The organism is Catenovulum sediminis, from assembly GCF_007289895.1.
Lineage (GTDB): Bacteria > Pseudomonadota > Gammaproteobacteria > Enterobacterales > Alteromonadaceae > Catenovulum > Catenovulum sediminis.
On the sequence record NZ_CP041660.1, the window covers coordinates 893594 to 906703 of the forward strand.

General features: G+C 41.1%; 7 protein-coding genes. 1 reads left to right on the plus strand and 6 read right to left on the minus strand.

Features of this window, described 5'->3' with window-relative positions; all coding sequences use genetic code 11:
* The first annotated feature begins 97 nt into the window (after positions 1-97).
* Positions 98-781: an FMN-dependent NADH-azoreductase gene (locus tag FNT16_RS03575; protein ID WP_143870255.1), complete on the plus strand. Its 684-nt coding sequence runs from the start codon at positions 98-100 to the stop codon at positions 779-781.
* Between the two features lie 101 nt (positions 782-882).
* On the opposite strand, the gene FNT16_RS03580 is transcribed toward FNT16_RS03575, so the two are convergent.
* The 6 genes from FNT16_RS03580 to FNT16_RS03605 form a co-directional block, all read right to left on the minus strand.
* Positions 883-7722, minus strand: coding sequence for a glycoside hydrolase family 30 protein (locus FNT16_RS03580; protein WP_143870256.1), 6840 nt, complete (start codon positions 7720-7722; stop codon positions 883-885).
* A 98-nt stretch (positions 7723-7820) separates the two neighbouring features.
* Complete coding sequence (locus FNT16_RS03585) at positions 7821-8333, minus strand: hypothetical protein (protein WP_143870257.1); 513 nt, start codon at positions 8331-8333, stop codon at positions 7821-7823.
* Between the two features lie 16 nt (positions 8334-8349).
* Positions 8350-11148 carry an XrtA/PEP-CTERM system TPR-repeat protein PrsT gene (prsT, locus tag FNT16_RS03590; RefSeq protein ID WP_143870258.1) on the minus strand — a complete coding sequence of 933 codons (2799 nt, stop codon included), beginning with the start codon at positions 11146-11148 and terminating at the stop codon, positions 8350-8352.
* Positions 11149-11270: 122 nt separating this feature from the next.
* Positions 11271-12050, minus strand: a complete 780-nt coding sequence (xdp1, locus tag FNT16_RS03595; protein ID WP_143870259.1) for an exosortase-dependent surface protein XDP1 — start codon at positions 12048-12050, stop codon at positions 11271-11273.
* 199 nt (positions 12051-12249) lie between these two features.
* Complete coding sequence (locus tag FNT16_RS03600) at positions 12250-12771, minus strand: Rossmann-fold NAD(P)-binding domain-containing protein (protein WP_185976671.1); 522 nt, start codon at positions 12769-12771, stop codon at positions 12250-12252.
* Between the two features lie 11 nt (positions 12772-12782).
* Positions 12783-13067 (minus strand): 2-dehydropantoate 2-reductase N-terminal domain-containing protein, encoded by a 285-nt coding sequence (locus FNT16_RS03605; protein ID WP_185976672.1) that lies wholly within the window; start codon positions 13065-13067, stop codon positions 12783-12785.
* Positions 13068-13110: the final 43 nt, after the last annotated feature.

Genomic DNA, 13110 nt, shown 5'->3' on the forward strand with positions numbered 1-13110 from the left:
TGAATTTAACTCATCTTTAAGTGAGTTTTTTACGTTTGTGAATGACCACAATGGGTTGCAAAATCCCATTTACCATCAAACCTAGAAGGAAATACAAATGCCCACTATATTACATATAGATGCAAGCGTCAGAGATGTTTTAAACGCAAGCTCAAAACATGGCTCAATCTCAAAAAAGATAGCTTTAAACTTTACCAACAGATGGCGCACACATCGACCGACAGATGAGTATATCTATCGAGATATAGGTCAAAACCCTCCGGCTTTTATTACACAAGAATGGATAGCAGCCGTATTTACAGCGGATGAAAAGAAAACGGATAAACAAAAACAAATATTAGCCCTATCAGACTCTTTGATAGCCGAGCTAACAATAGCTGACATCATTGTAATTTCTTCGCCGATGTACAATTACGGTATGCCAGCACAACTTAAAGCCTGGTTTGACCAAATAGTCCGTATCAACAAAACATTTGATTTTGATCTTGCACGAGGAGACTTTCCGCTGCAACCTTTACTGTCAGGTAAAACACTGATCGCAATCACTTCATGCGGAGAGTTTGGATTTGAAAAAGGCGGAATTAGAGAAAGCGCAAACCATCTGCTACCTCATTTGCGTACCCTCAGCAAATATTTGGGCGCTGATACCATGTATGAAATTATTTCTGAATTTCAGGAGTTTGCGGATGAACGGCATAAAAAGTCTGTTGCAAACGCGTTACGCCAAGCTGAAAATTTAGCGGCTGAACTCGCGCTTAGGGTGACGGAAACTGGTACCTAATTCTATTACCATGCTTCTATAAAAACTGTATACCTCAAGTCGGGCTATTAAACTCGACTTGAAGGCCAAAACGAACATGCTAACAAGGCTTTGTTATTAATCTATTCCTCAGGTGTAAATTCAAAATCATTGTTCACTCTGAAAAACTGAATATCTAATAACCCAGGGTGCGCTGCCAGACCAAACAACATCACCGCCAAATTTTCCGCTTTAATCTGCTGTGCTGAACTGTTTGGATCATCCGCCTGATAAGCCCAAGGGATCTCGATTCCATTTACCTGTGTTGCTAAAATAGCCAAATTATTGTCTTGCCACAACAATAAATCATCTAATAAATTATTGTTTGCTGGAATAAAGCCTGCAATAACAGCTGGATGTGCCCGGTTGCTACTGTGTACATCTAACGAATCCGGCAGCGCAAAGCCCCAAACATAAGCTGGCGCTATTTTTGCGTCTAACCAGAAAGACTTTTCAGCGTTTGCATGGCTAGCGAATAACTGCCGGTAGTTCGCTGAATTCAATATTGAATTTAATAAATAATAATTCAACTGATGCAAAGTAGCCGAAATGCTATTTTCATCTTCGTTCGCCGGCATCGCATAACCGTCATAAAAACGGATTGGAAATTGCTGCCCCGTCGCATAATACCTTTGCCATAGCTCAGCGGCCAAACTATTGTCATAATTCATCGCAAGCCATACAGTTAACATTTGTTGGTTGTAGACACCTTGTGTTTGAAGCGTCTCAGCTTGCGCATTTTGCGTAGTGACAACTAACCCGCTATCTGTATTTTCAATCAGGTTGTCGTAAGTCACAGAGGTTAAGAAAATATCCGCAGCTTCGCGAATCAGTCCATTATTACTAAACGCATTGCGTACAAAGTGAACGCCAGCAACTAATGTCATAGTGTCTGTCACACTAAATTCCATTTCACCTTGACTGTTTAAAATAGCAGCACCGCTCGCATCAAGCTGACTGGCAAACATACCGTCAGCATTGCGCGATAAGACAATATTTTCATTGCCTCCATTGAGCACTTCTAAGGTATTTAAAACTTTAGTTGCAGCACTGCTGTCCCATTCCATTTGCTGCGCTATCGATAAAGCGACCAATGCTAACCCTGTGGTTGCAACACTGCGTGGTCTTTCATCTGTACTGTTCAATTCAATTTGATCAATATACAAACCGTTAGTGTCCCGCATGGCGTCAAATACACTTGCCAGATCTCGTGCTAATGCATTCGCTTGCGCGATTTTTTGTAAATCGACGACAGGTGAGTTATCTGAATCCCAGACAAATGTCACCACATCATATGCATTTAATTGATAATGGGTCGATTGCCCTTGCCAGTTGATATCAACCTCTTGTGTATCTGCCGTTAAATTCAAAACCACAGTAACAATGGTATTGTCTGGGTTTTTAAAGGCGATACTTTGTACTTGCGCATTACCAGAAACCGCCTCAATTAAAACAGCGCCGGATTGCAAAAATTTACTAATATGACCAAAGGCGTAATATTCAGCATTAGCTTGCATATTACCGGCGTTATCTATTGTGACCAATGCGCGACAATCGGTACAGCCACCTTGCTGTGGACCATTATTAACATCCAAAGCTAAACTATCGTAAAAAATGCCTTTTGCGCCCGCCTGAAAAACAGGCAGCAGAAAATCATTTAACGTTGCGGTTAAATACTGGCCAAAACTGCGCCCATCTTCACGGTTGCGACAACTCGTTAGATAGACATCTCGTGTACGCGGTAAATCTGAAATGTTTTCAATTGCTTGCGTATAGTCAGAGGCCCCATTATCGGCTTGATAACACTGCATGGCGATAGCTCGTGCTCTGGCATAGATAAAATCATTATCCATCAGATTTTCCGCAAATAATGCAATATCAAAGTCAGCCTGACTGTCAAAATCAGTCCAATTGCCATCCCAAACCCAGATATCCGGTAATTTTGGCAAGGCACTCATTGCGGGAAAGAAAAAGTCTTGAAAGAACAGCTCATAATCTGCCAATGCCCACAACATAGATGGATAGGTATCCTGTAAATGCGGTTGATTTTGTAAACTGATGCTGTCAAATGTAAGCCCTGCATCTTCATAGGCTGTTAAAAACTTAGCAAAATAATTGGCATAACTTTGATAAAACTCAACGCGTAAACTGCCGCCGTTTAAACTGCTGTTGTCTTTCATCCACGCTGGCGCGCTCCAAGATACGGCATGCAATTCAATTTCTGGATTTTCATTCTTTATAGTAGACAAGAGTGGCAATAAATAATCTTCATCATCCCCTATCGAAAACTGCTCGAGCTCAGGGTCGGTTAACCCCACGGCAACATCATCATAACTGCGTGCAGCGCGCGATATAAACTCGCCCATGCCCGACATAGGGACTCGTAAATGCTGTAAATTAATTCCTTGCTCTGCTGAAAATATACGCTCGACGATGCTATTGGCTTGTGCTGACTGGTAAATTAAACTGGCGGCACTATCCGTTAAATTTGCGCCTAAACCAGTAATAATTTGTTTCGGTTGGGCATCACTGACATCAATTTGATGTGTTGCTGTACCGGTTCCGGCTCTTAAAATCTGTTGATTTTGTTCGCTCAATAATTGTGAGCCATCGCCCCGCGTTAGCCATACATTAACTTGATTGGTTAAATTTGGATTCACGGTATGAATATAAACTTCTGAATCTTGCGTTAAATCCCGACTAACGGTTTGCACGATAAACTCGGTTTGCCCTACCGCGTCACATGGCAGGCTAAAAGATAAAGTGTCACCCTCTAAAAATTGTGCAATTTCGGTTTGATTAGCCTGCTCTACCACTCGAATTTGCCTTTGGTCCCCTTGCGCATCAGTCTCTAAAACAATACTGTATTCAATCGCTTGCTCGCCTAAACTACAGTCGCTCGAAACCGTTTCGGCAATTGCCAGCGTGTCTGTGTGGATTTCGCCAACTTCTTCTAACTGAGTGGTTTGTGCAATGCCATCATTGACAAAACCTTGTATTAATAAGGTTTGCCCACCTTTTTGCCGCGTACTGATAGTGCCACACTGATTTGTATCCAAAATTAAAGACTGAAAGCTTCCACTGGAAAACTGATACGAAGCACTGTAGGTTAATGCATCGCCATCGGCATCTGAGCCGCTTAAACAGACTTCAATTTCTTGTCCGTCGCGCACTTGCCCACTAAATTGCTCAGCTTGGTTAATACTAATTTCTAATTGAGGTTTCGCATTCAGTGTATTGCCGACTACATGGCTATAAATCAATGAGTTTTGTACTTTATTACGGCTGGTATTACGCAGCACAAAATCAATTGCATTTTCTTCATCGCACGGCAGGCTAAAAGTACCTTGTGTGATTTGCCCAAGCGAGCGCAACACTTGGTTACTGATAGCATCAACCACATCTATGCTGTAAGGATCACTCTCTACATCCGCGGTGACACGCACACTAAAAATATTTTCTGCATCACCTGCCCGGCAACTGCCACTGCCTGAGACCGGTGTTTGGATCGTATCTAAATAAATGCGCCCTGCATTTAAAGTATCGTTGCCGGTCGCTGTACCATCACTGCTAAAGCCTTCAATAATCAGACTTTGCCCACCACGACCGATTAACGAAATATCACCGCACAAGTTGTTCAGTGTCAATGTTTGTTGGGTTTGATTGTCAAAACGATAAAATACTTGGGTATTTAGATTATCATTTTCCGCATCTGAAACTTGCGCACATAACCGGATACTTTGTTCATCACGCAGTGCACCGTTAAATCGCTGTGGTGAACCATCGATTGACAAGACAATCTGTGGCGCTGTGTTATTTTCAGCCGCCACCACATGTTGATAGGTCGTCGAAAAACTGGATAAACCACGGCTGGTATTGCGGATCACAAACGGTGTCACACCATTGCTATTGCAAGCGAGTGAAAATGTTGCAGGTACACTTGAGCCTAAACTGGTGATCAGTTGATTATTGGTTGCGTGATATACGGCCAGCGAAAACTCATCACCTTCAACATCCGCATTCATATTAACTGTATAGATGCGCGCTGCATCACCTTGTCGGCAAGTTTGGCTTTGGCTGTAGGCAAAAGGCAAGGTGTCCTGATGAATCGTCCAACTTCTCACATCTAAGTCGCTATCCGATCCATCACTTGTACTGGCGGTTATTTGTATTGTGCGATTACCCGCGGCATCCAGTGAGATTTCACCACAGCCTGAATTGAGACTTACTTGCTGGGCTTCGTCATCGTCTAAACGATAGTGCAACGTGGTGGTTAAATTATCCCCGTCTTCATCTGATGCAATTGCACAGGCAGAAATATTTTGATTATCTCTGAGTTCATCGCCAATCATTTCTGCATTTAAAACCACTAAGGTAACTCTCGGTGGCTGATTAGGCGCCGAGTCAACAGTATGATTGTAGATACGCGAAAAGGTCGTTAAACCTCTACTTTGATTGCGGATATAAAATTCAGTTGTGCCTAGCGTGTTGCACGGTAAACTAAAACTGGCCGTGCTATCAACGACCCCCAAGCTAGAAATCACCGCGTTGTCGTTTGCATTTAAAACCAATAATTGATTGTTATCGCCTTCTGTATCATCCGGTACAGCTACTGTGTAAGTTAAGGATGAATCGCCAATTTCACAGGTTTGCGACTGACTACTGGCAACCTGAATGGTATCGCGCGCAACATTGATAATGATGGGATCAAGGTTATTTTGTACTTCACCATCACTGCCCTGAATATCAATTTGCAGCGTTTGCCCGCCACGATCAAATAAACTAATTGCCTGACAATTGTTTTGCAGGTTGATTACATTATCTAAATTGCCATTAAAACCAAAACGTCCACTCACTGAAACCGGCTGCCCTTCAGGATCGTCCCCCGTGACACAAAGAGAGATATTCTGATTGTCGCGAAAATTAAGTTCTGCTGGCTGACCTATCTGCTCACCTTCAAGTGTATAACTCACTTCTGGCTCTAAGTTTTCGGCTTCGGTTACTGTATGCAAATAATTGGTGGACACAACACTTAAACCGCGGCTACGTGTCAGTAGTACAAAAGCTTGCTGGCCGACCGTTTGGCAGCTTAATTCAAACGAACCATTGTTAACAGCCCCCAATGAGTGCAGCACGGTTTGGCTGTCTAAATCTAATACGTCCAGCGTATGGCTATCCCCTTCCGAATCTGCGGGCAATGAAATTGAGTAGAGTAGATTATCATTTCCTTCGATACAGCTGTTACTTTGGGTTACCGCAAATTGAATGGTATCTGAGTGAATGGTATTCAGGTTTAAGCTTTTTTCGACCTGAGTTTGCCCATCGTTAGCACTGGCAAACAAAATAAGCTTTTGACCACCTCGACCTTGGGTCGATAATTCAGCACAGTTATCAGTAAGTGATATATTGGCTTTATTACCATTACCCCACTGATAGGCTAATTCGCTCGTCAATACATCATTATCTGCATCTTGCGCATCAATACATATTTGCAAATCCTGATTATCACGATATAAAAGCCCAACACGTTCGCCTTCAACATCTATCGCTAACTCTGGCGCTTGATTTCCCGTGTTAGTCACACTGTGACTATAGGTGATACTAGAAACACTGGCATCACGACTGCTGGTCGTCAGTTGATAACGCGTTAACCCTGCCTGTTGACAAGAAAATGTAATACTTGCACTTTCAGTTTGCTCCAGCGTTTTTAGCAGCTCACCACTTTGCGCATCCACTACAGCGACAGAAAAAACGTCAAACTCTGTATCCCTTGGTATGTCAATTGGCACCGTTTTCTGTGCCTCGCCGACTAAACAAGATGAGTTTTGTGCGCTTGCCAACGGCAAAGTATCCTGATGAATCACGCCCAAAGATAAACTCGCTGGCGTTTCATCTAAACCGTCGGTCACCGCGGCATTAATGGTGACCTTGTTGTTACCTAGGCTATGCGTTTCTAATTGGGTACATAAACCATTGGCCGTTAAATCAATTGTTTCTGTTTGATTGGTTTGGCTCGTCGATTCAATATCTGCGTTAAAAGTCGCTGTCAGGTTTTGACCTTCAGCATCTGAGGCAAAAACACAAATATCTAATAACTGTTGGTCTCGGATTTTTCCGGAAAAGTATTTTGTCGTATCATCTAAATTTAAAAAGCTGACGACAGGCGGCTGGTTATTGTTTGGATTATTCGCAAACGAAATTTGCAAACTGCCTGGCGCAGTTTGAATTGCCCCTAAATCGTCTTGGCAACTGGCTGAAATAACATCATTTTGTTTAAACAACTTGGCATTTAACGGTATCGTAACGCCTGAGCTTTGCTCCAATAAAAAACGGCCGTTTAAACTTAAAATAACTTTGTGCTTATCGTCTTGAGGATCGCGACAGCTCGGCAAAGTGATTCTTTGCGATTCCTCTATCTTTAAATACAAAGTTTTTGCGACTGCAAAGTCGTTAGCGCTCAGAATTTCGATAGAATTGTCTAATATTTGCAGCTCAACAACATCGGTAACGGTTTGTTCGCCATCAAACTGCATCAAAGCGCGGACCGACAAATTACCGGTGCGGTTAACAAGATCGACAACAAATACTCGGTTATTATCTGTGGTTACATTTTGCCAACTGATACCACCATCTTCTGACACCTGACCAACAAAACTGGCACCTTGTGCGCTGCCTGAAAGCAATGAAATACTAAATTCTGGGTTACATTGCGAAAAACTTCTAAGCTGGTTGTTATCAAATTCACATTCTGCAGGCAATTGATTGCCATCAAACGTTAACTGGCTTGCCAATACAGGCGTGTTATTGCCATCATTTTGCTCGCCGGATCCACCTTGATTATTATTCCCGTCAGTACTTTCACCACCGCCCCCACAAGCTGATAAAGTTAACAGGCAAAAAATTAAGATTAAAATACGTCGCAAGCTGAACTCCGCAAAACATCAGACACCAATAGTTTAGTATTGATTCACTGCTAAATTAGTGCCAGTTTTGCGTCAAACTTTTGTCAAAGTAGAAATTATTACCGGTAAGCGCCCACGGGTACTTGCCGTTGATGAATTGCAGCAGAAAATAATAACGCGGCATCGATTAGCTGGGCATAATTATCCTGCTCTAGATTCAGTTGTTGTGGCGCCAAATGAATAGATTGAATAAAGTCGCCCTGATAAACAGCGGCACCATTGATAATCTCTTCGTTACTGATGCTGGCAAATAGCTCAGCCTGCAATGATAAAGTAACAACACAGTTTGCATTTTCGGCAGGTGTACCAATGATAGTCGCGACGCCTGAAACATATTTAGCCTGCAAGTTTTTATAAGCGAAAGATTGTTCAGAAAGAGACTGGCCAAATCTAAACTGATACGTATTATTACAAGCAACTTCTCGGTCTAGTAAGTCAGCTTCACCTGAGTTGATATTAATATGAATAAAAGGCAAAGTTTCTGTCAATTCGGCTTCATTGTCAGTACTGGCACATGAGGACAATAAGCACACCATTGCAGCTGCACCTGTTATTGCGAATAAGTTTTTCATAATATTCCTTTAATTTTTAAATTTCGTTTTGTGACAATTGTTCAAGTAAAGTTCTAGCTTGCTGCACTTGCACAAAGTCTTCACTTAAACTCAGTGCACTATTGAGCTCTTGAATGGCTTCTTGCCGGCGTCCTAATTTATCTAAAGTTGCAGCTAAATGATAACGAATGGTCGGATCGGAAGAATTAATCACATATGCTTGTCGAAACAACTCCAACGCTTTACGGTAGTTATTTTGCAAATAAAAAATCCAACCTTGCGTATCCAGTACCGCAGCAGAGTTTGTTTTTAAACGCATTGCTTGTTCAATATAACCTTGCGCAGCCGCTGGATTCTCCGGCAGATATAAATTTGCCAGATTGTTAAGCACTATATGATTGGCTTTAAAATTATCATTTTGCAATAGCGCCAAATACTGCTCTTTAGCCTGTTGGTTATTGCCAATATTCAGATAATGATCGGCCAACAAATTTTGATGAAAAACATTATCCGGATTGCGTTGTGAAATTCGTTGCAAAACTTGTGTTGTTTTTTGTGTTTCTATCCCTTGTTTAGACAACTGATACAATTTTGCCGCAGCCGCTACAAAATTACTGTCGAGCTCTAGCGCTTGATAGTAATACTGATAGGCTACGTCTGGTTGATTAAGTTTATCTGCTAAATCCCCTTTCAGTAACGCTAGATTGGCATTGTTTTCATATTTCTCAGTTAACACATTTAGTTTTGCATCGGCTAAAGCCAATTTATTTTGCTGAATTAAAAGCTTCACCATTTCAAAATGCAAAATGGCGGCTTCTGGTTGCAGACTAATCGCTTTTTGTAAACTGCGCTGCGCTTTAGGCAGCGCATTAACTCGCACCTGCAACTGGCTCAAATTATATAATTTTTGCGCATCTTCAGCCCATATACCAAATAACACATCCATATCATTCATTGCATCTGGGATTTGGGCAAGCTCAATATAAATTAATGCGCGTTGCCACAAGTATTCTGGGTTCAAGGTATCGAGTTTATTAAGACGATTAATTTGTACTAAAGCATCTTCAGCTTTCCCTTGGGCTAATAAAACTTGACTGTAAATTTCTGCAACCGCTTTATTTTGCCTGTCTAAAACAGCCAGTTTAGCCAGCATATCTTCTGCCAGTTGCAAATTGCCTAATCTAAATTCAACTTCAGCTAACATAAAACTGACTTGTTTATGATCCGGTCTTTCAACGGTTAAATTAGCCAACAGTTGTTGCGCTTTAGTGTAATCACCGCGAATTTTATGTAATTGCGCTAAGTTAAAGCGAGCGCTAAAGTGTTTATCTTGCTGACTAATCACTTCATTGAGGACAGCTTCTGCTTCTGCTAATTGGTTTAGCTTTAATAAACTGGCGCCTTTTAACAATAAATAATCAATTTGATTTTCATTTTCGGCTAACAGTTGATTAGCAATCTCTAAAGACTTGTCATAAGCACCCGACTGTAAAAACAATAAAGCTTGAGACAATTGCAAACCCTTACTGGTTTGCTGACCATTACCTAACCCACTTTGCTCTATCATTTTAACTGCACTATCTTGCTTACCCCGCGCAATCAGGGTTTGTGCAGATAACAAAATGACTTGCTCGTTATCTGGATATCGCTCTCTTAATTCACTTAAAAACAAATCAGCACGATAATATTGACCTTGCTGTAAATACATTTGCGACAATTTTAGTGATAACGGGAGACTCTCAAATAAATAGGTTTCATTACGTTGAAACAAGCTCATAGCTGCATCTTGTTGGCCTAGCTTTAAGTAGATATCAGCCAGCAAATCAATTGCCTTTAAATCTCCTGGGGTTTGTTCTACGTATGATTCTAAGTCGTTGCGCGCTTGCTCTACATTACCTTGAGCAAAAGCCGTTAGCCCCCTGATAAACAATAAAGAAACGCGCTGTTTGAGCTCTTCTTCGGGGATCAATGACATTTTTTCGAGTAGTTCTTTTTGCACTTTAGCCGCTTCGTCATTATTGTTTTGCTCCGCTAATATCCAACTACGCAGCAACAAAGCCTCAGCGTCAGTATAATCTTGCTCTAATATTTTATCGACTAATTCTTGTGCTTTTGTCAATTCATCTAACTTTACATATACGCCGGCCAATGAACGCATAATAACGGTATCCTGCGGTAACAGGTTATGTGCAGTTTGGTAAGTTTTTAATGCGTCTTCTGTCTTTCCCTGAATTTCATATAACTTGCCTTTTAAATGCCAGCTTTTAACATCGGCTGAATTGGCCAATAGCGCTTGTTCAACTAAAGCAGCAGCGCTTTCATAATTACCTTGTTTTATTTCGTTCCAGGCGATGCTATTTAATACGCGAGAATTATTCGGCTGTAACTGCAAGGCTTTTTGGTAACTTTGTTTAGCTGTTTCAAACTGCCCTATATGTTCAAATGCAAGTGCCTGTAACATTAGCCAATCAAACTGGCTTTCTCGGTTGAGCGGTTTACCTAAACCCAAAGCAATCACTTCTTGGTATTGTTTATCCAACAACAAGGCGGTTGCCCAATCCTCAATAATCAGGTTGATATCTGCGCCCGCCTGAAATGCTTTTTGATATTCTTCAATCGCTTCGCTGTAATAGCGATTTCGCAGTAGCAACTTTGCATACAATATTTTTGCGGGTAGGTGATTGTTGTTTTCTTTTAACGCATTTTTTAAGTGAATATAAGCCGTATCGAAGTCTTGTTCATTAAATGATTTTAATGCATCTTCATAATGGCTCTCATCAGCGAAAACCTGTACCGTTAATAAGCTTGATAATAAAAAAATTGCTTTAAGCTTCATGCGAATTCCAATTCAACTGTTTGAGCAAACGATTAGTCCGGTTCTTTGGTTGCAAACTATAACAAAAAAAAAGATGGCCTAAGCCATCTTTTTTTCGGAATCTGGTTATATAAGGTCGTAAATTAGGCGTTGCGTTTACGCTGCCACATCAACCCTAACATGCCTAAACCAAAAACAGCTAAACTAGCAGGCTCTGGGGCAGGAATCGGACGGCCAGAAGGATCTGAGCTTGCTTTAACTTGTAAGCCAGCTAATTTAAAGCCATCATTATTTGTCGTCAAACAATCACCAAAGATATGATTATAAGCGCCAACAAGCCAGTAGGTGGACTCTAAACCTGAATCAAGCTGATAGTAACCGTCGTTGCCACTGTAGCTGTCATTGATTGTTTCATTAAAAGAGTCGTATCCTGTAAAGTCACTCCACTTCTTACCATCCATAATAGGCGCCGAATCTCCAAGTGCTACAAAACTCAGGTCAGCGGTAGAGCCATAATCCCAACCCAGGTCGATACCAGATAGTTCTACTGACTCACTGAATTCGACAAGAATAAAATCGTAGTCAGCCCACCAACCAGTGTTATCTATAGAGTGTCCAGGATCATCTGAGGAACTTTCGTCATCATTAACTATACCCCAACCATCAGAATACCACTTATAAAAATTACCATCTTTAATGATGTCATCATTGTCACCATATGTATCAGACCAAGCGGTCATATCCGCAGTGATAGTATTACTACCTTGTCTGTCAGAAAAACTGAGTGAAGAATAAGCAGATGCATTATTATACGTCACACCACCAGTACCATTGCCTAACATGTTAAACGTATAGGTTTCAACAGCGGCTTGCGCTGTTGCAGAGATGGCCAACAAAGCCGCCGACATTAATATTTTTTTCATTATACAGATCCCTACAATCTAAATACTGGGTTAAAATGAATTTTATACCTTACCGAATAGCACCAAGCAAAAACCAAACCAAGATAATAAAAACTAACCGAATTATAAGCTTACACTATCGACACGAAAGTTTAGACGCTTCTTTGTAAAATAAACCGACAACTTACTTTGTAAGTTACCAACAAAAACCAAACATACGCTAAAGCGCGTCAATCGCAGAATCATAAAGGAAATGATAACCCATTGCCTTTAACTTGTTCACATTTATTGTTTTTGTTTGCGTACCGTCAATTATTTCTGGCAAATTGATAGATTCATCACAGTGGGTCAGTGCGGCTGTATAAAAATCTAATTTGCTGACAACATGCTTGCTTGAAATATTAACAATTTGGTGACTGACTTGTTTTTCTATTAAAAACAATAAAGCGCTGCAAACTTCGTTTAAATGCACCATATTCGCGATCGCATTTTTATTGATAGCCCGCATATGCTTTACGAATCGAGCTGGGTTGCGCTGCGGGCCAAACAAACCAGCCAAGCGGCAAATCAACCAGTTGGAATCCGACTGCTGAATAGCATTTTCTGCTGCTAACAAAAGTTCGGCTTTTTCATTCCAGTTTGTCGCGTCGTCTTCTGTTAGTTGCGCGTCAACATCTGGATAAACAGCGGTAGATGAGGTAAAAATAATATTGCGGGTGCCATCTATTTTTGCCTGTTTCACAATGGCACGGATTAATTCAGGGTATTGCTGCCCTCGCCCTTGTCTAAAGCCGGGGGGATGGTAATCAGCAATAAATCACAGTTAAAAAAATCGCTTAATTGTGCATTATCTAAATTGATATGTTCATCCTTTAATAAATTATCTGCGTCAAACTGGATTGCATTGAGCCCTTGCGCCTGCAATTGTTTAACACCTTCCTCGCTGCGTTTTGATACTTGTACCTGATGCCCTTTTTCAATCAATAATTGAGCAAATGGTAAACCTAACCAGCCAGCTCCCAAAACAGAAATGCGCACACAAAACCTCAAATTAAAAATTATTAAGCGGATACAAAGATAC